Source organism: Pseudomonas sp. B414, assembly GCF_055408445.1.
Map to the genome: position 1 here is coordinate 169,220 of NZ_JBUZTQ010000008.1, position 20,838 is coordinate 190,057.

Annotated in this window: 22 protein-coding genes and 1 pseudogene; 15 read left to right on the forward strand and 8 right to left on the reverse strand. The window is 57.2% G+C overall.

From position 1 onward, the window contains the following. Positions 1-54 precede the first annotated feature (54 nt). The 10 genes and pseudogenes from ACZRMH_RS09925 to kch all read left to right on the forward strand — a co-directional run bounded on the left by ACZRMH_RS09925 (position 55) and on the right by kch (position 9,388). Positions 55-357 carry an urease subunit gamma gene (locus ACZRMH_RS09925; protein WP_464013283.1) on the forward strand — a complete coding sequence of 101 codons (303 nt, stop codon included), beginning with the start codon at positions 55-57 and terminating at the stop codon, positions 355-357. A gap of 195 nt (positions 358-552) precedes the next feature. Continuing rightward, a pseudogene (locus ACZRMH_RS09930) lies at positions 553-813 on the forward strand (urease subunit beta); the annotation flags it as partial. Between the two features lie 185 nt (positions 814-998). Then, positions 999-2,717 (forward strand): urease subunit alpha, encoded by a 1,719-nt coding sequence (locus ACZRMH_RS09935; protein ID WP_464013284.1) that lies wholly within the window; start codon positions 999-1,001, stop codon positions 2,715-2,717. A gap of 83 nt (positions 2,718-2,800) precedes the next feature. Beyond that, positions 2,801-3,478: an urease accessory protein UreE gene (locus ACZRMH_RS09940; protein ID WP_464013285.1), complete on the forward strand. Its 678-nt coding sequence runs from the start codon at positions 2,801-2,803 to the stop codon at positions 3,476-3,478. Positions 3,479-3,499: 21 nt separating this feature from the next. Beyond that, positions 3,500-4,186, forward strand: coding sequence for an urease accessory protein UreF (locus ACZRMH_RS09945; RefSeq protein ID WP_464013286.1), 687 nt, complete (start codon positions 3,500-3,502; stop codon positions 4,184-4,186). Between the two features lie 66 nt (positions 4,187-4,252). Continuing rightward, positions 4,253-4,900, forward strand: coding sequence for an urease accessory protein UreG (ureG, locus tag ACZRMH_RS09950; protein WP_464013287.1), 648 nt, complete (start codon positions 4,253-4,255; stop codon positions 4,898-4,900). Then, positions 4,897-5,859 (forward strand): urease accessory protein UreD, encoded by a 963-nt coding sequence (locus tag ACZRMH_RS09955; protein WP_464013288.1) that lies wholly within the window; start codon positions 4,897-4,899, stop codon positions 5,857-5,859. Before ureG ends, ACZRMH_RS09955 begins: the two co-directional genes overlap by 4 nt. Positions 5,860-6,066: 207 nt before the next feature. Beyond that, complete coding sequence (yut, locus tag ACZRMH_RS09960) at positions 6,067-7,047, forward strand: urea transporter (protein ID WP_464013289.1); 981 nt, start codon at positions 6,067-6,069, stop codon at positions 7,045-7,047. Between the two features lie 28 nt (positions 7,048-7,075). Beyond that, positions 7,076-8,137 carry a HoxN/HupN/NixA family nickel/cobalt transporter gene (locus ACZRMH_RS09965; protein ID WP_464013290.1) on the forward strand — a complete coding sequence of 354 codons (1,062 nt, stop codon included), beginning with the start codon at positions 7,076-7,078 and terminating at the stop codon, positions 8,135-8,137. A 75-nt stretch (positions 8,138-8,212) separates the two neighbouring features. Next, positions 8,213-9,388: a voltage-gated potassium channel protein gene (gene kch / locus ACZRMH_RS09970; RefSeq protein ID WP_464013291.1), complete on the forward strand. Its 1,176-nt coding sequence runs from the start codon at positions 8,213-8,215 to the stop codon at positions 9,386-9,388. 48 nt (positions 9,389-9,436) lie between these two features. Here kch and ACZRMH_RS09975 read toward each other — a convergent pair whose 3' ends face one another. From ACZRMH_RS09975 to crcB (ACZRMH_RS09985), 3 genes are all read right to left on the reverse strand, one after another. Further along, on the reverse strand, positions 9,437-10,204 hold the full coding sequence (locus ACZRMH_RS09975; RefSeq protein ID WP_464013292.1) for a hypothetical protein: 768 nt from the start codon (positions 10,202-10,204) through the stop codon (positions 9,437-9,439). Between the two features lie 161 nt (positions 10,205-10,365). Continuing rightward, positions 10,366-10,764 carry a fluoride efflux transporter CrcB gene (crcB, locus tag ACZRMH_RS09980; RefSeq protein ID WP_464013293.1) on the reverse strand — a complete coding sequence of 133 codons (399 nt, stop codon included), beginning with the start codon at positions 10,762-10,764 and terminating at the stop codon, positions 10,366-10,368. A gap of 16 nt (positions 10,765-10,780) precedes the next feature. Beyond that, positions 10,781-11,161, reverse strand: coding sequence for a fluoride efflux transporter CrcB (gene crcB, locus ACZRMH_RS09985; RefSeq protein ID WP_464013294.1), 381 nt, complete (start codon positions 11,159-11,161; stop codon positions 10,781-10,783). Positions 11,162-11,411: 250 nt separating this feature from the next. Here crcB (ACZRMH_RS09985) and ACZRMH_RS09990 point away from each other — a divergent pair, with 250 nt between their 5' ends. The 3 genes from ACZRMH_RS09990 to ACZRMH_RS10000 all read left to right on the forward strand — a co-directional run bounded on the left by ACZRMH_RS09990 (position 11,412) and on the right by ACZRMH_RS10000 (position 12,449). Beyond that, positions 11,412-11,714 carry a type II toxin-antitoxin system HigB family toxin gene (locus ACZRMH_RS09990; RefSeq protein WP_464013295.1) on the forward strand — a complete coding sequence of 101 codons (303 nt, stop codon included), beginning with the start codon at positions 11,412-11,414 and terminating at the stop codon, positions 11,712-11,714. Between the two features lie 3 nt (positions 11,715-11,717). Further along, positions 11,718-12,083: a helix-turn-helix domain-containing protein gene (locus ACZRMH_RS09995; protein WP_464013296.1), complete on the forward strand. Its 366-nt coding sequence runs from the start codon at positions 11,718-11,720 to the stop codon at positions 12,081-12,083. Positions 12,084-12,170: 87 nt separating this feature from the next. Then, positions 12,171-12,449, forward strand: a complete 279-nt coding sequence (locus tag ACZRMH_RS10000; RefSeq protein ID WP_464013297.1) for a hypothetical protein — start codon at positions 12,171-12,173, stop codon at positions 12,447-12,449. On the opposite strand, the gene ACZRMH_RS10005 is transcribed toward ACZRMH_RS10000, so the two are convergent. From ACZRMH_RS10005 to ACZRMH_RS10015, 3 genes are all read right to left on the reverse strand, one after another. Continuing rightward, a complete protein-coding gene (locus tag ACZRMH_RS10005; protein WP_464013298.1) occupies positions 12,446-14,809 on the reverse strand; it encodes a DNA polymerase II in 2,364 nt (787 codons plus the stop codon). The genes ACZRMH_RS10000 and ACZRMH_RS10005 overlap by 4 nt on opposite strands. An 18-nt stretch (positions 14,810-14,827) precedes the next feature. After that, positions 14,828-15,181: a hypothetical protein gene (locus ACZRMH_RS10010; RefSeq protein ID WP_464013299.1), complete on the reverse strand. Its 354-nt coding sequence runs from the start codon at positions 15,179-15,181 to the stop codon at positions 14,828-14,830. A gap of 140 nt (positions 15,182-15,321) precedes the next feature. Further along, the gene (locus tag ACZRMH_RS10015; RefSeq protein ID WP_464013300.1) at positions 15,322-16,032 is read right to left on the reverse strand and encodes a FadR/GntR family transcriptional regulator; all 711 of its coding nucleotides are present in this window, start codon (positions 16,030-16,032) and stop codon (positions 15,322-15,324) included. A 328-nt stretch (positions 16,033-16,360) separates the two neighbouring features. On the opposite strand from ACZRMH_RS10015, the gene ACZRMH_RS10020 reads away from it, so the two are divergent. After that, the gene (locus tag ACZRMH_RS10020) at positions 16,361-17,701 is read left to right on the forward strand and encodes an MFS transporter (RefSeq protein WP_464013301.1); all 1,341 of its coding nucleotides are present in this window, start codon (positions 16,361-16,363) and stop codon (positions 17,699-17,701) included. A 13-nt stretch (positions 17,702-17,714) separates the two neighbouring features. Then, on the forward strand, positions 17,715-19,064 hold the full coding sequence (gene gudD, locus ACZRMH_RS10025; protein WP_464013302.1) for a glucarate dehydratase: 1,350 nt from the start codon (positions 17,715-17,717) through the stop codon (positions 19,062-19,064). A gap of 449 nt (positions 19,065-19,513) precedes the next feature. On the opposite strand, the gene ACZRMH_RS10030 is transcribed toward gudD, so the two are convergent. Then, the gene (locus ACZRMH_RS10030) at positions 19,514-19,897 is read right to left on the reverse strand and encodes an SRPBCC family protein (RefSeq protein ID WP_464013303.1); all 384 of its coding nucleotides are present in this window, start codon (positions 19,895-19,897) and stop codon (positions 19,514-19,516) included. Between the two features lie 113 nt (positions 19,898-20,010). Then, positions 20,011-20,766: an asparaginase domain-containing protein gene (locus ACZRMH_RS10035; protein WP_464013304.1), complete on the reverse strand. Its 756-nt coding sequence runs from the start codon at positions 20,764-20,766 to the stop codon at positions 20,011-20,013. Between the last annotated feature and the right edge of the window lie 72 nt (positions 20,767-20,838).

Below are 20,838 nucleotides of genomic sequence, written 5' to 3' on the forward strand. Positions count from 1 at the left end.
CCTGACCGGCACTCCAGAACTTTAACTTTTACCGCACTGTAGATAGGAGGGCTTATGCAGCTCACCCCCAGAGAAGTCGAAAAGCTGATGATTTACACCCTGTCGGATGTGGCATTCCGACGTAAGGCCCGCGGCTTGAAGTTGAACTATCCAGAGGCCGTTTCCATCATCACCGTGACCGCACTGGAAGGCGCCCGGGACGGCAAAACGGTTGAGGACGTGATGACTGAGGCCAGCAAGGTGCTGACCAAGGATGACGTGATGGAAGGCGTCAGCGACCTGATCCCCAACGTCCAGGTTGAGGCCATCTTCACCGACGGCAGCCGACTGGTCACGGTCCACGACCCGATCAAGTAACCGCCTGCAGCACACCCGGTTAACGCAAAACAGCCACGTTTTGAGGAGTCAGTCATGAGCACCAAGGATACGTCAGGCCCGCACCAGGATACCCATCCCAAGCACAACATCCCCCACGCAAAAAACCCCGGTGGCGTACACAAGGGCAATGAAGCCGATGTGCCCCTGGGCGGTACCATCTACGCCAGCACACCCATTTCGTTCAACGAAGACCGCCCTGTTACCAATGTCAGGGTCCGCAACACCGGTGACCGCCCGATCCAGATCGGCTCGCACTTCCACTTTTTTGAAGTCAACCGCGCCCTTGAATTCGACCGCGCAGCAGCCTTTGGTAAACGCCTGAACATTTCCTCCACCACCGCGATCCGCTTCGAGCCGGGCGACGAAATCGAAGTGCCGTTGGTGCCTTTCGGTGGCAAGCAGACCCTTTACGGTTTCAACAATCTGGTCGATGGCTGGGCACCGGACAAGTTGACCAGCAACCACGAGCGCCCGGAAAAGCTCCAGGCCATCCAGCGCGCGCGCGATCACGGTTTCAAGTTCTCCAAACCGGTCAACGACAAGTAACCCACGCATTCTCAAACTTTGCACACGCGCCGTTGAGCGATTGACGCCTGCGCGGCATTTGAAAGGAGCCACCGATGCCAACCATTTCACGCAAAGAATACGCAGGCCTTTTCGGCCCGACCACGGGCGACAAGATCCGCCTGGGTGACACCAACCTGTTTGTCGAGATTGAAAAGGACCTGCGCGGTTACGGCGACGAATCTGTATACGGCGGTGGCAAATCGCTGCGCGACGGTATGGGCTCGGACAACACCCTGACCCGCGACAACGGCGTGCTGGACCTGGTGATTACCAACGTCACCATCATCGACCCGATTCAGGGCGTGATCAAAGCCGACGTCGGCATCCGTGACGGCAAAATTGCCGGGATCGGTAAAAGCGGCAACCCGGGCACCATGAACGGTGTAACCCCCGGCCTGGTGGTCGGTGTGAGCACCGATGCCATCTCCGGCGAGCACCTGATCCTCACCGCTGCCGGGATCGACACCCACGTTCACCTGATCTCTCCGCAACAGGCGTATCACGCGCTGTCCAACGGCGTGACCACCTTCTTCGGCGGCGGCATTGGCCCAACCGACGGCACCAACGGCACCACCGTGACCCCGGGGCCGTGGAACATCCGCCAGATGCTGCGCTCGCTCGAAGGGCTGCCGATCAACGTCGGCATGCTCGGCAAGGGCAACTCCTTTGGCCGCGACCCGCTGGTCGAGCAGGTCATTGCCGGTGTGGCCGGTTTCAAGGTTCACGAGGACTGGGGCGCAACCTCCAACGCACTGCGCCATTCGCTGCGTACAGCCGATGAGTTCGACGTCCAGGTCTCGGTGCACACCGACAGCCTGAACGAATGCGGTTATGTCGAAGACACCATCGATGCCTTCGAAGGTCGCACCATTCATACCTTCCACACTGAAGGCGCCGGTGGCGGTCATGCCCCCGACATCATCAAGGTGGCCAGCCAGAACAACGTGCTGCCCAGCTCGACCAACCCGACCCTGCCCTACGGCATCAACAGCCAGGCCGAGCTGTTCGACATGATCATGGTCTGTCACAACCTCAACCCCAACGTCCCGGCCGACGTATCGTTTGCCGAAAGCCGGGTACGCCCGGAAACCATCGCCGCCGAAAACGTGCTGCAGGACATGGGCGTGATTTCCATGTTCTCCAGTGACTCCCAGGCCATGGGCCGGGTCGGTGAAAACTGGTTGCGGGTGATGCAAACTGCCCACGCCATGAAAGCCTCGCGTGGCAAGCTGCCAGAAGACAGCGCCGACAACGACAACTTCCGCGTCCTGCGCTACGTGGCCAAGATCACCATCAACCCGGCTCTGGCCCAGGGTATCAGCCATGTGCTGGGCTCGGTTGAAGTCGGCAAGATGGCCGACCTGGTGCTGTGGGACCCGCGTTTCTTCGGGGCCAAGCCGAAGATGGTAATCAAGGGCGGCATGATCAACTGGGCCGCCATGGGTGATCCGAACGCCTCCCTACCGACCCCGCAGCCGGTGTTCTACCGCCCGATGTTTGGCGCCTTGGGCAAAACCCTGCAAGACACCTGCGTGACCTTTGTGTCCCAGGCTGCCTTTGATGACGGCGTGAAAGAAAAGGCCGGGCTGGAGCGTCAGGTGGTCGCCGTCCGCGGCTGCCGCACCGTGTCGAAAAAGAACCTTGTACGCAACGACCAGACCCCGCATATCGATGTCGACCCGGAAACCTTCGCGGTGAAAGTCGACGGTGTACACGCCACCTGCAAGCCCATTGATGTAGCCAGCATGAACCAGCGTTATTTCTTTGGCTAAAGCCTGAACGGGTTGCTGCCGGGGGAGCTAATCCTCCCCGGCGGCGAACGCCCGGCACATGATTCAGGGAAGGAGTTTGCGACGTGATTTTGATCGAACACATTCTGGGCAACGCCAAGAAAGACCCTAACTGGAAGCAAAAACTGGAAGGCGCCAACATCGACCTGCTGGTACTGGACCAACGTGAAGCACAAAAAAGCCGCTGCCGGCGCACCAGCCTCGGCGGCCGCGACCTGGGTATCTCGCTGGAGCGCAACGTAGTACTGGCCGACGGCGATGTGCTGCTGTGGGATGAAGCCAACAACACGGCCGTGGTGGTGCAGTTGAACCTGCGCGACGTGATGGTCATCGACCTCAAGGAACTCAAGCAACAACCGCTGGACGTACTGATCAAGACCAGCTTCGAGCTGGGCCATGCGCTGGGTAACCAGCACTGGAAAGCCGTGACCAAAAACAACGAGGTATATATCCCCCTCACCGTCGAAACCAAGATGATGGACTCGGTGATGCGCACCCACGGCTTCCAGCACTTGCCTTATGCCTTTGTCGGCGGTGCTGAAATCCTGCCTCTGCTCACCACCTCCGAAGCACGCCTGCTGTTTGGCGGCGCCGAAGAAACCGACACCCACGTCCACGTGGCCAGCCCGCAGGACAAACTGGAAGCCGCAGCCCTGAAGATCCAGGCCGTGCATAGCCATGACGCGCACAGTCACAGTCACAGTCACGATAACGGCCATACGTTCCACAGCCATAAGCACTGAACCCGGCAAGAAGGCGCATAGATGAACGCATCAGATCTAATTCGCATCATGCAGTTTGGCGACTCCGTATTGCCGGTCGGTGCCTTTTCGTTCTCCAACGGCGTGGAATCGGCCATTCAAAAAGGCATCGTTCACGATGTCGCGACCCTCAAGGGTTTTGTCCTCACCGCACTCAAGCAGGCAGCCAGCTGTGACGGCATGGGTGTCGTTGCAGCGCACCGGGCCGCGGTGGCGCAAGACCGCGAAGGGATTTTGCGCGCCGACTGGGCAGTGAATAACCGCAAGCTCAACGAAGAAAGCCGGCTGATGGCTACGCGCATGGGCAAAAAACTCGCCGAGATGTCGATCCATATCGTGGAAAAACCCCTGGTGCGCTGGTGGCTGGAGCAGATCAAGGCCGGCAACGCAGCGGGCACCTACCCCGTGACCCAGGCCGTGGTGATGTCGACCCAGGGCATCGGCGCCCGGGAAGTGGTGGTGATGCACCAGTACGGTGTGGCCATGACCATTCTCAGCGCCGCCATGCGCCTGATGCGCGTTACTCACCTGGACACCCAGCACATCCTGTTCGAACTCAACCACGACATCGAGGCCTTCTGTGACATTGCCGAAATCGGCGATATCGAGCAGATGTCTTCCTATGTCCCGATCGTAGATGTGCTCGCCGCCGTACACGTAAAAGCACATGTGCGATTGTTTATGAACTGACACACCAGGATTGTGTCGATCCGTATCGACGCTCAATCAGCCCCCCTAATTGTTAAGGAAGATCCCGTGAAGAAGATTACTCGTATTGGTATTGGCGGCCCGGTCGGCTCAGGCAAAACCGCGATCATCGAAGTGATCACGCCGATCCTTATCAACCGCGGCTACAAGCCGCTGATCATTACCAACGATATCGTGACCACCGAAGACGCCAAACAGGTCAAGCGCACCCTCAAGGGCATTCTCGACGAAGACAAGATTCTTGGCGTCGAGACCGGCGCTTGCCCGCACACCGCCGTGCGTGAAGACCCGAGCATGAACATCGCTGCAGTCGAGGAAATGGAAGAGAAATTCCCCGACAGCGACCTGATCATGATCGAGAGTGGCGGCGACAACCTGACCCTGACCTTCAGCCCGGCCCTGGCCGACTTTTATATCTACGTGATTGACGTGGCCGAAGGCGAAAAAATTCCGCGTAAAAACGGTCCGGGGCTGGTGCAGGCCGACATTCTGATCATCAACAAGATCGACCTTGCCCCCTATGTGGGCGCCAGTCTGGACGTGATGGAAAGCGACACCAAAGTGGTGCGCGGCAATCGCCCGTACATTCTCACCAACTGCAAGACCGGCCAGGGTATTGAAGAACTGGTGGACATGATCGAGCACATGTTCCTGTTTGCCCAGAAACCGACTGCCAAGAGCGAGGTCACTGCATGACAGCGCAGAGCCAGATCGTGAACAACCCGTCACGGCTGCGCGCTCACTCGCTGGGCAACGCTGCGCCGGAGCTGTCGCAGTATCAGGACGAGCCACCGCAAATGCACAGCGGCGCCGCGGGCAAAAGCGGCTACTTGCGACTGGGTTTTGAAAAGCGCGGCAATCGCAGCATCCTGGCCGATATGGAGCGGCGCGTTCCCTCACTGGTACAGCGGGCCCTGTATTGGGACGAAGAAATGCCCGAACTGCCCTGCGTGACCATGATTTCGACCTCGGGTTGCATACTGCAGGGTGACCGCCTGGCCACTGACGTCAATGTGGGGGTGGGTGCCTGCGGGCACGTCACCACCCAGTCAGCGACCAAAGTGCACTCGATGAATGCCAACTACGCCTCGCAGATCCAGTGCTTTCGGGTCGAGGAAGACGGCTACCTGGAGTTTATGCCCGACCCGCTGATCCCCCATCGCAATGCGCGGTTTATCACCGACACCCGGATCAAGATCCACCCCACGGCCACGGCGATCTATAGCGAAATCCTGATGTCGGGGCGCAAGTACCACCATGTCGACGAGCGTTTCGGCTTTGACGTGTATTCCTCGCGGGTGAGTGCCGAGAACCTTGAGGGGCGCGAACTGTTTGTCGAGAAGTACGTTCTTGAACCGAAGGTGGAGAGCCTGGACGCCATTGGCGTGATGCAGACCTTCGACGTGTTTGGCAACGTGGTGTTGCTGACACCCAAGGAGCATCACGACCGGATTGTCGAGCGCATCCCGGCATTGTTCGACATGACTGCGGGCCTGGCCAGCGGCGTGACCCGCCTGCCCAACGACTGCGGCCTGATCTTCAAGGTACTGGGCAATGACAGTGGCGAAGTCAAGGCGCAGGTCCGCGAGTTCTGGAAGGTGGCCCGCGAAGAGATCCTGGGCAAGACACTGCAACCGCAGTTTCTTTGGCGATAAACCGTAAACCCTGTAGCCGCTGACGAGGAACGAAGGCTGCGATCGGGCGCGAAGCGGACGTAAACCCTGAGCGCGCGGTCTGAATGGTTCACCGAGCAGTCTGATATTGCGGCCGCTTCGCGCCCGATCGCAGCCTCGCTACGCTCCTCAGCGGCTACAGGGTATCAATGGGACTCGGGCAGAAAGCACACAATCGGGAGAGTCATCATGCAAGCAGCATCCAAATGGTCACAAGTGGCCGATGGCAACGTCGCCCTTGAGTTTATCGACGTCACCCTGCGCGGTTGTGCCCAGGTCATGTTCCAGAATAACCCGCTGACCGGGCTGCTGTTTTTTGCTGCGATCTTTGTCGGTGCATTTGGCGAGGGCATCCCGGCTGTAGCCTTTGGTAGCGTGCTCGGCACTGCGGTGGCAACGTTTACCGGCATGCACCTCAAGGACCGCAAGTCCTGGAAAGCCGGGCTGTACGGCTACAACGGTTGTCTGGTCGGCGCCGCCTTGCCGACCTTTCTTGAAGTCACACCCACCCTGTGGCTGTGCGTCATCCTCGGCAGTGTGGTTTCGGTAATCGTCACCATCTGTATCGCCGACATCCTCAAAACCTGGAAAGTTGCCGCCCTCACCGCCCCTTTCGTACTGGTGACCTGGACCATGTTCCTGGCCAGCTACGCTTTTGGCGGCCTGAACATCGCATCTTTGCCCGTGCCCAACCTGCCCCATGACCTGATTGCTCACAACAGCAACCTGTTCGATGGCATCCATTGGCTCGATGGAACCTTCTATGGCATCTCCGAAGTCTTCCTGTTCAGCAGTGTGATCGGCAGCGTGCTGTTGCTGGCGGGGCTGGCGGTGTCCTCGTTATGGGCGGCAGTATTTGCCTTTTTCGGTTCGTTGCTGGCGATGCTGGTGGCATCGGTATTGCAGGCCGAACACGCCAGCATCAACAACGGCCTGTATGCCTTCAGTGCCGTGCTGACCGCCATCGCCCTAGGGTCGACGTTCAACAAACCCAGTTGGCGGGTGCTGATTTACACCCTGATTGGTGTGATCTTCACTGTATTTGTACAGGGCGCCTTGAATACAGTACTGGCCCCGGTGGGTATCCCCACCCTGACCATGCCCTTTGTCTTGGCCTCCTGGTTGTTCCTGGTGCCCAACAAAGACGTGATGCCGGCCCACCGCCAATAACTTACGATCCTTTTGCCGGAGTCTTTCCATGACCGCGATTGCCCACCCCCTGACAAATGCCGAACCGTCGAACACCACGCGTCGTGCCATTTATCTGCTGACCGGCTTGATCGTGGCCAATCTCCTCGCATGGGCCTGGGCGTTTGCCGAGTTCGGCAACAACCCGGTGCTGATGGGTACCGCCTTGCTGGCGTACGGCTTCGGCTTGCGCCATGCCGTGGATGCCGACCATATCGCCGCCATCGACAACGTCACCCGAAAGCTGATGCAACAGGGCAAGCGACCGATTGCAGTGGGCACCTGGTTCTCTCTTGGGCACTCGACCATCGTGGTACTGGCCTCCTTTGCCATTGCCGTCACGGCAATGGCCTTCAAGGACGATATGGAGTGGTTCCATGAAACCGGCGGCCTGATCGGCACCCTGGTGTCTTCAGTATTCCTGTTGCTGTTTGGCGTGCTCAACCTGGTGATCCTGATCTCGGTGTACAAGAAGTTCAAACAGGTCAAGGCCGGCCATACCCTGGCTCCCGAGGAACTGGACCTGATTGTCACCAACAAGGGTGGTCTGATGGCGCGGATCTTTGGTCGGGTGTTCAACCTGGTCAATAAAAGCTGGCATATGTACCCGGTGGGCTTTCTGTTCGGCCTGGGTTTTGACACCGCCACGGAAATCGGCCTGCTGGGTATCAGCGCCACCAGCGCCTCCCACGGCATCAGCCTGTGGTCGATCATGGTATTTCCGGTGCTGTTCGCGGTAGGCATGGCGCTGATCGATTCGCTGGACAACTTCGTAATGATTGGCGCTTACGGCTGGGCGTTCTCCAAACCGGTGCGCAAGCTCTACTACAACATCACCATCACCGCCGCTTCGGTGGTAGTGGCGTTGTTTATCGGCGGTATCGAGGCCCTGGGGCTGATTGCCGACAAGCTGGAACTGACTGGCGGAATATGGACGCCAATCAATGCCATCAGCGAAAACTTCGGCGAGATTGGCTACTGGATCATCGGCATGTTTGTGCTGTGCTGGCTGATTTCGGCGGCCAATTACTATATTCGCGGGTACGACAGGTTGCCGGCCAATGTGGCCTGAGCGTATCCACGCATGGCAGCCGAAAAAACCTGACCTACACTCCCTTCACCCTTTAACAGACGCGTCGTAGGTGCCATGACTTTATTACAGGACGTAAGAAATCGGATCTCCTTTGCCTATGGGGTCGCCTTGCTGGTAGCGATCAACGGCTTTCTATTGTTTTTGCCGGTACTGGAACGTGGCGTGGCTCACGCCACTGCCAAATCCGGCTCATTTGACACTTGGAAGGAGGCGCTAAGCTTTTTGGCCTTGCTGGAAATCCCGGGCTTTGTGGTGGGCTTTGTACTGCTGTTGATGTCATTGGGGTTGTTGATCAAGTCACGTATCAGCTGGTTCTTCGCCCTGCTATTGCTGATTGCCACAGTCTGCGTTGATTTCTTCATCCTGAAAAAGCCTGACGGGGTGACCTTTTTCTCCCTGTTCACGATTGCGGTACTGGCCTTCTATTGGCGGCGTTTTGACCACTACAGCCTGGCCACAGGCAGCTTCTTTGCGGTAGTCAGCATCGCTTCGCTGATTGTCTACAGCACCCTGGGCACGCTGTATATCGGTGACGGTTTTGCACCGCCCGTGACCGATCTGCCGTCAGCGTTCTATTTCGCGATTGTGGTGATGTCCACCGTGGGCTTTGGCGATATCGTGCCGCATACCACCGATGCGCGGTTTTTCACCCTGACGGTGATCATCCTGGGCATCACCATCTTCGCGATTTCGGTGGCGTCCATTGCCGGCCCGCTGATCAGCAACAACATCCAACGAATCGTTAAAGGCAGGATTACCCACATGGCCCGTAAAAATCACTACATCCTCGTCGGCGTTGGTTCACTGGCACAGAACGTCTACAAAGGCCTGAGCGATCGCGGCGAGCATGTCACCGTCGTATGCGCCGCTGGCAGCCAGCACGACCTGCCAGAAAAGGCCGACATCATTGAAGGCGACCCGTCGGCAGCTTCGACCCTGAAGCTGGCCGGTGCAGCCGACGCCAAGTACATCGTCACCCTGTGTGACAGCGACGCAGAAAACGTGTTCACCATATTGGCAGCCAAGGAAGTGGCCGGGGACGACACCCAGATCATCGCGCTGGTCAACGAAACCCGGAACATGCCCAAGGTCAAACGGGTCAACCCGACCATGGTGCTGTCGCTGCCGTTGCTGGGCAGTGAACTGCTGGTGCGCACCCTGCAGGGCGACCAGATCAATAACGACCTGATCACCGAAATGTTCTTCGGCAAGCGGACCTCGCTGGCATAAAACGCTTGAAGCTGGCCCGTGACGGACAGGCATCCGTCACGGGCAAGCTCATCGTGCAAGCTTGTAGTCCGGGTAATCTTCCATGTACAGCAGCTTTACCCCGCGTTTGCGCATCACATCCGGCATGTCCTCACCATAATATTCAGGCGCAAAAACATTCTTGACCCCGAAACGCGCCATATCATCAACAGTCAATGTCCACTCTTCAGCCGCTTTTAGCTGCTGACCGACGACCGTGACCCGCTCATCAACCCCCATTCGCTTGAACAAATCCCCCTGCCTGAGCCGCGCATCAGCAATATAGCGCCGTGCTTTTTCCCGATTCTGATCCAGCAACAAGCGCTTTTCTGCCAACGACAATTCTCCCCCCTCTTGCGTTTGAATGTTTTCAATGCCCAGATTTTCGCCAACCTCCTCCTGAATTGCGGAGCCATGCCACACTACTACGGCACCCTCCTGGATATGCTTGGTGTTGCCTGCGGGGAATACATAGTTGGCACATGAAGACGCGCACAAACGCTCAACTTCTACATCCAGCTGATGAGCAAGAACCAGCTCGGCCAAATCCATACCGCCATTGATTTCACCTCCACCCGAATCAATCACCAGCCGCGTCACTGTTCCACCGGCGGCCTTGATCAAGGCTGCAACCCGAGCTATTGCATCGTTGTCCATCTCCCCGCGATAGTGAACAGCCTTGCCTGTATCACTCAACTTGACCTGGGCCTTTGACGGATCTTCTGATTCGGCATTCGCTGCCTGTGGAATCAGTTGAGCAAGCCCTAAAAACAGAACAGTACGAAAAGTTGCAAACATGGTCGTCACTCGCCTCTATAAGTTGATCTGCAAGCAAAAAAAACCACTGCACGACACTTGAACGGGCAGTGGCTATTCTCAACGCTTATTTAGAAACAACTCACAAAACAGAACCTGACAGACAAATCCGAAAGTTATGTAAGACGATCCAGCGTAGTTTGTCAGGCATCGCCTTGTGGTTGCGGAGTGACCTTCGCTCCGGCCAGCAACCCCAACTCAACCGCGGCAAAACCGATCACCAAGCTGATGACCAGATAGCAGATGGAGACAAACACACCCGTCGGGTCTTTCATCATCTCTACGGCGCCGAACACAAAGCTGGAGAACGTGGACAACCCGCCCATGATCCCGGTACCGACCATTACATGTACGTACTGATTGATACGGTTGCTTTTAAACAGTGACGTGGCCACCCCCAGCAGGAACGCGGCGACGATATTGGCGACAAAAATATCCATCGGAAAACCGTCGGCCAGGCGCGGCACCGACAGCATGACAAACTCGCGGCACATGGCACCAAACGCACCGCCGACGAAAATCAGGATAATCGTGTTCAACATGCGCTTTACTCCTCTGTCAGCGCGCCAGCCAGGCGCCGAATGCGGCGGCGGCAAGGCCAACCAGTACCGAGATGATCAGATAACCTGCAGCCCAGGCCCGATCTTTGGCCCTGGCCAGTTTGGCAGCATCCAGTTGCATGCTGCTGAACGTGGTATAGCCACCAAGAATCCCGGTGAGCACCGCAGCATTTAAAAAGTCGCCATAACGATCGCGCCAGTCCACGGTAAACAGGATGCTCAAATAACCGATGACAAAGGCGCCGCTGACGTTGATCAGGAATGTGCCCAGCGGGAATGAGCCTTTGTAGAGCTGCCCCACCCGCAATCCGATCCACCAGCGCAGCAGCGAACCCAGCCCGCCTCCCAGCCCGACCCAGAATACATCCAGCGCAGTCATGAAAATCCCTCTCGTGTCTGTTGGTGTGTGGGGGGAACTCTAGTTCATAAAACCGCAGGCAGGCATGACATGCAGCGAGACTTTCGCTGTTACAGAAAACTCGGTACAGAGGGCAATAAGGCCTGAATCGTAAAACTCATATTTGCTCAAGCTTTCAGGCTGGTGTTATTGAGAATGGCGCGGTATTTGAGCAGCACAGGACGTAAAGCTCACTTGCAAAAGTCCCATCACGGGACTAGGATCGATATACATGAGAATCATCGCTATCAGCCAGCTCAAAAAATTTTGGCAAACCCATCCGGGCTCGGAACAATCCTTCCTTTGCTGGATTGATGAAGCCAAAAAGGCGAACTGGCAAACGCCCGCCGACATCAAGGCACAATTTCGCCATGCCAGCGTTCTCAAGAGCAATCGGGTCGTGTTCAACATCAAAGGTAACGACTATCGGCTCGTGGTCGCCGTGGCCTACCGCTACAGCGCCATCTATATAAAGTTTGCGGGTACGCACAAGCAGTACGACGCTATTGATGCCAACACCGTGGAAATGGAGTAAACCATGAATATTCGTCCAATTCGTACAGAGCAGGACTACAAAGACGCACTGAAATCGGTTTCGCCGTTGTTCGACAATGAACCGGAGCCAGGCACTCCAGAAGGTGACTACCTTGAAGTCATGATCACCCTGATCGAAGCCTACGAAACGAAGCACTTCCCCATCGACCTGCCCAACCCGGTGGATGCCATCCGTTTCAGAATGGAGCAGTCCGGGCTGTCACCGGCTGATCTGGTGCCAGCTATCGGCAGGCAGAACCGGGTGTATGAAGTACTCAATGGCAAACGTTCTTTGACGCTGCCCATGATCTGGAAGCTGCATGAGATGTTCGGCATTCCGGCGGAGAGCTTGATCAAACCCGTGAAATAATGGCAGGCGGGCAGGCAAAATCGTGGGTGCGAGTGAAAAGGAGTACCATGCCCTCCGGCTTCACCCCTACCGCCCCATGGAACCCCTATGTTTCCCAACGCTGAACGCTACAACCACTCCACCGAATACGCCAACAAACTGGTCGACCGCATCGGCCAGACTCCGGCCTGGATTGCCCAGCGCATCGGCGTGACCGAAAAGCGCATGCGCTATATCCTTGCGGGCTCGCGCACGATCAAGGGCGATACCACCGAGATCATCATGAGCTACGCCGAGCAGTTCTGCCTGGAGTGCCTGGCCGCCGAAGCCAAGGCTGCCAAGGACCGCGCCCGGTCCAAAGCCGCGAGCCCGGCCAGCGACGCTTAAAACAGCCCCAGTTGCCCGCCCACCAGTGCGCTGAAATCATCGTCGACAAATACCAGAATCGCGTCCGCCACCGGTTGTAGCTGACGCGTCAGGTAGTGGTCGTAATCCACTTCTGCGGTGCGATTCTCCAGCGGCTGCGGGCCGGCTACGGTGATCACATAGCTGATGGTGCCGCCGTACTGATACTGGCGTGGCCGGCCCTGCTGGTCGTTGTATTCATCGGCCAGCCGTGCGGCCCGCACATGGGGAGGCACATTGCGCTCGTAGTCACTGAGTTGGCGACGCAGGCGCTTGCGGTAGATCAGCAACTCGTCATGCTCACCGGCCAGGGTACTGCGCACAAAATCCCGGACATAGTCCTGATAGGGCTGGCGATTGAAAATGCGCAGGTACAACGCCTGCTGAAACTGCTGGGCCAGTGGCGACCAGTCGCTGCGTACTGCCTCAAGCCCCTTGTAGACCATCTCCCGTCGCCCGTCGGCATGCGCCACCAACCCTGCATAGCGTTTCTTGCTGCCCTCCTCGGCGCCACGAATGGTCGGCATCAGAAAACGGCTGTAGTGGGTTTCGAACTGCAGTTCCAGGGCACTGGTCAGCCCGTACTCATCACGCACATGGGTCTGCCACCACTGGTTGACGTACGCCACCAGTTCGTTGCCTATACGGGCAGCGTCTTCTTCGCTGTGCTCGCTGCGCAGCCAGACAAAGGTGGAATCGGTATCGCCATAGATCACGCTAAAACCCTTGGCCTCGATCAAGGCCCGGGTCTTGAGCATGATTTCGTGCCCGCGCAGGGTGATCGAAGATGCCAGCCGCGTATCGAAAAACCGACAACCACTGGAGCCCAGTACTCCGTAAAACGCATTCATGATGATTTTCAGGGCCTGGGACAAGGGCGCGTTTTTCTCCCGTTTGGCCACTTCGCGGCCATGGGCCACCCGCTCGATAATGGCAGGCAAGCAGTGCCGGCTTCGCGAAAAGCGCGCCCCGCGAAAGCCCGGTACCGAGGCTTCATCACCTGGCTCGCGCAGCCCTTCCACCAGCCCCAGCGGGTCAATCAGGAAGGTACGGATGATCGACGGATAAAGGCTTTTGTAGTCGAGCACCAGCACTGATTCATAAAGCCCCGGCTGGGACTCCATGACAAAGCCGCCGGGACTGGCCTGGGGTGGCTTATCGCCGAGATTGGGCGCAACAAAACCCTGGCGATGCATCAGCGGCATATACAAATGGTAAAACGCCGCCACCGAACCACCGCTGCGGTCGGCCTCAAGGCCCGTGACCGAGGCCCGCTCCAGCAAAAAGGTCAGCAACTCGGTTTTCGCGAAGATCCGCGTGACCAGCTCGCAGTCCTTGAGGTTGTAACGCGCCAGCGCAGGTTTGTCGTGAGCAAACATGCGGTTGATTTCATCCATGCGCTGGTACGGTGTACTAATGTCCTTGCCTTCGCCAAGCAGGGTCTGGGCGACGTTTTCCAGGCTAAAGGACGGGAACGACCAGGTCGCCGAGCGCAGCGACTCAATACCGTCGATTATCAAGCGGCCCGCCGCACTGGCGAAAAAATGGTTTTTGCGCGTGCCGTGCTCGCGCCACTGCATTTCACTGCCCGCCCGCCCCAGCAGTAACGGGATACCCAAGCGTCGTGCATGCTCATGCAATACCCGCAGATCAAACTGCACCACATTCCAGCCAATGATCGCATCGGGATCATGCAACGCCAGCCACTGGTTCAACCGCAGCAGCAAATCGCCCCGGGTGGCGCAGAATTCAAGGTCGAAATCCACCGCCGTATCGGCCGCGGTGGCCTTGCCCAGCATATACACCTGGCGCTGGCCACAGCCCTCCAGGGCAATGGAATACAGATCACCCTGGGCGCTGGTTTCGATATCCAGCGACACCAGTTTCAAGCGTGGCCGGTAGTCGGGATGGGGCTTTAACCGCGCGTCCAGCAACAGCCCATCGTCCTGAGGGCGGCCACCGAAACTCACCGGTGCGGTGATAAAGCGCTCCATCAAAAAACGCTCCGGCGGGCGAATATCGGCCTCATACACATCCACCCCGTTACGCCGCAGGCGCTGGGCGATGTCCATCAACTGGGCGTGCTGGCGGCAGTAAAGACCGATGACCGGGCGCGACTGAAAATCACACAGCGCCAGCTCGCGAAACTCCACGCCCGGCTCATCCTGCAACAGCGTCTGCGCCTGGGCGCGGTGCGCAGCCGGGATAAACGCAGTGGAAGTCTGGTACGGCAGGCGTATCTGTTGCGGCCCGTCATCGGTGGCCAACCAGAATTCGACTTCAATACCCGACGGTGTATCACGCCAGTGCCGGGTCAGGACAAAGCCCTGTTTCAAATCCACCGTTGCGACCTCAAGGCGTTACAAGCACGTCGCCAGCATCGCCAGGCGGCGCATAGCCGCTGCGTCGTCAGGCTGTTTGGCGTAATAGCTGACGGCAGTGCCTGTGCCCTGTGGCAGCAGATCGGCAAAGGATTCAGCGCCACGGGTGTAAACGGTCTGCTGACCAGCCTTGTCACTGTTGATATAGGCGCTGGCATCGACTCCGAAAACGCTTTCGTCCTGCCACGAGAACTTGATGCATTCGGCCACCAGCGGCGTCGGTTTGGCCGAGGCCAGCACCCGCGTCGGGGCTTTGCTGCGGGCAGTGTCCATCGCAGGAGACACACAACCGGCCAGCAAGGCCAGGCTTAACACGCCGATCAGCATTCGCATTGGATTTCCCCTTCAAATAAGGCCAACACGATAGCACGCAGCCAGCGTCAACAGGTGGCTAAATAACCAGTGGTCGCTGTAGAGACACGCATACGCCGGAGACTTTATGACTGCTGCCGTGAGGGGCCTTTAAAGCCCGGTCACTCAACCGCCATCCGCTCCAGGCTATTGCTCAAATGCAGCAACATAGCCGCACGGGCCGCATCAGGGTCCTGGCGGCGAATCGCCTTCAAGATCGCCTCATGCTCCTGCACCGCCATCTGCCCCAGCTTCATCAAATCGGTATCACCGCGTTCGTCGGCATCAATCCGGGTTCGCGGTATTACCGAACGGCCCAGCTGAGAAATGATATCGGTGAAATAGGTATTACCCGTGGCTTGGGCGATCAACTGATGAAAGCGCTGATCCGGCTCGACGCTGCTGTCGTTGTTGGCCAATGAACTCTGATAGTCATCCAGCGCCTGGCGCATCTGCGCCAGTTGCTCTTCTGTGCGGCGCCGGGCGGCCAGCGCCGCAGCCTGAGTTTCCAGCCCCATGCGCAACTCGATAATGCCGCGCACGCTGGCAGCGGTATCGCGTTTGAGGTGCAAGCCCTGGCGCTGATCGCGCTCCAGCACGAAGGTGCCAATCCCGTGCCGGGTCTCAACCAACCCCGAAGCCTGCAGTTTTGAGATCGCTTCGCGTACCACAGTGCGGCTAACACCATGCTCGCGCACGATGGTCGATTCCGAAGGCAGTTTCTCCCCGGGCACCAGTTGGCCCAACAGAATTCGCTGGGTCAGCTCGGCCACGATATCGTGGGCCAGGCCGGGTGAACGCTTGCGGGTCGTTGAGCTTTGCGAGTCCTGCATGGGAAATCCCTTCAGCCAAGAAGGACTAATACTAGCACCTCACCCGGTCACAACATGTATGACAAGCTGACTTTAAAACAAAAATCAGCACAACTGCGATTGAAATCGAACTCAAGCAAGATTGCACATTACCCTGAAAACCCCATGAATATCGCTATAAACAGTCATTAATATCTATAAAAAGCATTTAAAATCTATTTTTAATAACTTATCGGTTTGTTTCAAGGCATTGCGAGTCGAAAAATCAACTCGTATGATGTCTGGCAACCGCAGGCATACCCTTCGGCACATATCACCCGCATAACAATAATCAGTGGGGCTTTGAATTGTGAACACTTCCGGCAATCCGTCTGCTGCGCACGCCAACGACCCCGTCCTGGCGCGCGCGATCCAAAAGGTGAAGAGGCATGTGCTACCACTCTTCGTCATCATGTTTATCGTCAACTACATCGACCGGGTAAACATCGGCTTTGTGCGTACCCATATGGAGCATGACCTGGGCATTGGCGCGGCCGCCTATGGCTTTGGTGCCGGGCTGTTTTTTATCGGCTACGCGCTGTTTGAAGTGCCCTCCAACATACTGCTGCAAAAGGTCGGCGCCAGGATCTGGCTGACCCGAATCATGTTCACCTGGGGCATCACCGCCACCCTGATGGCCTTTATCCAGAACGAAACCCACTTCTATATCCTGCGCTTTCTGCTCGGCGTGGCCGAAGCAGGCTTCTTCCCCGGGGTGATCTACTACTTCACCCGCTGGTTGCCCGGCGCCGAACGCGGCAAGGCGATTGCCATCTTTCTCAGCGGCTCGGCGCTAGCCTCCTTGATCTCGGGACCACTCAGCGGCTTGCTGCTGCAAATCACCGGTATGGGTCTGCATGGCTGGCAGTGGATGTACATCATCGAAGGCATGGCCTCAGTACTACTGTGCGGTTTTGTCTGGTACTGGCTGGACTCAAAACCCCATGACGCAAAATGGCTCAGCCGTGCAGAGCAGGATGCACTGGTCAACGAAATCGACCGCGAGCAACGCGAGCGCGACGCGGTCAATACCGTCAAACCAAACATGCTCACACTGCTCAAAGACCGCCAGATCATGCTGTTCTGCGCGATCTACTTCTGCATCCAGCTGACCATTTACGCAGCAACCTTCTGGTTGCCGAGCATCATCAAAAAAATGGGTGACCTGAGCGATATGCAAGTGGGCTTTTACAACTCAATCCCATGGCTGATCTCCATCCTCGCCATGTATGCATTCGCGTCCCTGGCCAGCCGCTTCAAGTACCAGCAGGCCTGGATTGCAACCGCCCTGCTGATTGCCGCGCTGGGTATGTTCCTGTCGACCACCGGCGGCCCGATCTTTGCCTTTATTGCCATCTGCTTTGCCGCCATCGGTTTCAAATCCGCGTCGGCGCTGTTCTGGCCCATCCCCCAGGGCTATCTGGATGCACGCATCGCGGCAGCGGTGATTGCGCTGATCAACTCCATCGGTAACCTCGGCGGCTTTGTCGCCCCCACCACCTTCGGTTTTCTGGAACAGACCACAGGCTCGATCCAGGGCGGGCTTTATGGCCTGGCCGGCACTTCGATCATTGCCGCAATCATCGTGTTCTTTGCCAAAACCAAACCCACGCCAACGGCTGTGACCCCCGCCGCCCTGCAACCTGCCTGACAAGGAACAGACCATGAACGCAGAACACCAGCACCACGCCAGCAAAGCCCCGGTCGTCACCAGCCTGCAAGTAATCCCGGTGGCGGGTCATGACAGCATGCTGCTCAACCTCAGCGGTGCCCACGGCCCCTTCTTTACCCGCAATATCGTGATTCTCAAGGACAGCAGCGGCCATATCGGCGTCGGCGAAGTACCCGGTGGCGAACGTATCCGCGAAACCCTGGAAGACGCCCGCAGCCTGGTGGTGGGTCAGCCCATCGGCAACTACCAGAGCATTCTCAATGCCATGCGCACCACCTTCGCCGCCCGCGATTCGGCGGGGCGCGGCCTGCAGACGTTCGACCTGCGCATCACCATCCATGCTGTCACCGCGATGGAGTCAGCCCTGCTCGACCTGCTCGGCCAGTTTCTCGAAGTGCCGGTGGCGGCCTTGCTTGGCGAAGGCCAGCAGCGCGAAGCGGTAAAAATGCTCGGCTACCTGTTCTACATCGGCGACCGCCAGCAGACCGACCTGGCCTACCGCAATGAAACCGATGGTGATGACTGGCTGCGCCTGCGCCATGAACAAGCGTTGACCCCGCAAGCCATCGTCCACCTGGCAGAGGCTGCCCAGGCCAGATACGGCTTTAACGACTTCAAACTTAAAGGCGGCGTACTGCGCGGCGCCGAAGAAATCGAAGCGGTCACGGCGCTGGCCGAACGCTTCCCCAATGCCCGCATCACCCTGGACCCCAACGGCGCCTGGTCACTCAAGGAGGCCATTGCTCTGTGCCGCGATCAACACAAAGTGCTGGCCTATGCTGAAGATCCTTGCGGTGCAGAAAACGGCTATTCGGGACGTGAAGTGATGGCTGAGTTCCGCCGCGCCACCGGCCTGCCCACCGCCACCAACATGATCGCCACCGACTGGCGGGAAATGGGCCACGCAATCCAGTCGCAAGCGGTAGACATCCCCCTGGCCGACCCGCACTTCTGGACCATGCAAGGTTCCGTGCGCGTCGCGCAGATGTGCCACGAATGGGGCCTGACCTGGGGCTCACACTCCAACAACCACTTTGATATTTCCCTGGCCATGTTCACCCAGGTCGCGGCGGCGGCACCGGGGGAAATCACCGCCATCGACACCCACTGGATCTGGCAGGACGGCCAGCGCCTGACCCGTGAGCCGCTGAAAATCATCGATGGTCATATCAAGGTACCGGCGCGACCGGGGCTGGGGGTAGAGATCGATATGGACGCCGTGGCCAAGGCTCACGAACTGTACAAAGGCATGGGTCTGGGCGCGCGGGATGACAGCGTCGCCATGCAGTACTTGCTGCCCGGCTGGAAATACGACAACAAAAAGCCCTGCCTTGTGCGCTGAGCGCCACCCCTGCGAGAAGGCGCCTGCGATTGGCGCCTTTTTTGTCTGAAATTGGATCCGATATCAAATTTCAGGCAAAAAAAAGCCCAAGTAGCTGATGGAAACTTGGGGCTTAAAAATGCATAAACCGTGGTAGGTGAACGCAGGGCGATCTTACCCCATCGTAACAATCAGTAACAAGTGATTCTGCACAATTTATTTCAAATCAATACTGATCTAAGTCATTAAATAACCACAGTTTTTAGGGTTTTATTGATTTTAAATTGCCATCACTCTGTGGCATCTGGGTAATTTCTACCCACCAGAGGGCTTGCTTTTGGCGACAAGTGGCCAGGCATAAAATAGCTGGAGGTTTAGAAACCTGTGGAAGCGGGCTTGCTCGCGATGCTGCCCACCGAGTTTGAGTGACAGATCGCGTCGTCTGAATCGTGAGCAAGCCCGCTCCCACGTTAGCCCGAAAAATTGCTCCGCAGTGCCGACAATCCGCCCTGATAGACCCCGGCAAACAATTCCTGCGCAGCCTCGGCGCTGATGCCCATCGGCGTAAACTGCCCCGACCAGGTCACACGCGAGCCGTCGCCTTGCGCTTCAACGCGCAGAGTCGCCAGATAGTCAGTCACCGGAAACGGCGCCTCAACGATGGAGTAGCTATAAGTTTTGCCTGCATTGTCGAACGTTTGCAGGCGCTCGACGATCACCGTGCCATCTACGGTCTGCAGCGTACGCAACCGCCCGCCTTCACCGTGTTCGCTTTTGGCAATAAACGACAGCCAGTCGGGCAACGAGTTAAAACCACCAATCAGTTGCCAGACTTGATCGGGTGAAGCACACACTAATCCATCGTCTAAGCGCCACTTACCACTTAAAATCTCAGCAGCTCAACAACTGATTAAGCACGTTTTAATTTTGCAACCACATTTTTCATTTTTGGAAAACTCTGCGCTTTCTAACCTTCAATAAACTCACGAATTTGATTTTGCTTTAACTCCACGCCTAACAGCGCGTACAGCTTGCCAAGCATTGCCTCACGGGTTATATACCCACCAGAGATTACACCCGCAGCGCGAATTTCAGCACTCAGTTTATGAATATCTCTACCAGAGCATTTCGAAATAGCTACAACAACAATCCCTCTAACATGTGCATTACGCAGGCTTTCAACAAGACCACCAGCGAAGCCCTCACCTACCGCCAACTCAGCTCCATCATGCTCTAACACCAGCGCATGAACCCCACTGCCTAGCATGCTATCAAGAAATGAAGAGTCCAGACCTGGAAACAGAGGTAGAACACCTATGCTTACTGCTTTCATTAAGCTGTTGTAGCTGATCCCCTTAGGTAGAAATGGAACATCGTATTGGTAAGCTGCATCACTCTCTACAAATGGGTGTCTTCCGGAGGTTTTAATCATGATAGATCGAAGCGGCTTCAAAATATCTCCGTGAAAATATAAGTGCACCCCATCAGCCACCCCTTTCTCGAACAACATCAGACCGCCCGTGAGATTTTCCCAAACATCGCGCTCTGCGAGTTCAATATTTTTCATTAACCCGGTAAATACGACTGCAGCAGGAAGACCGTATAACAAAAAACTCATTGCAGCTGAGCTATACGTTAAAGTAGCCAAATCATGAAGAACCAAAATACCACTACATCCCTCTACCTCCACAGCCTTGGCGGCCGCGAAAACTGAGTGCAACACCTGACCTTTCCGGTACGGTGCTGCCCCTATGTCCTATTCCGAACTCAGCGTTGAAGAGCGCGCGATCATTCA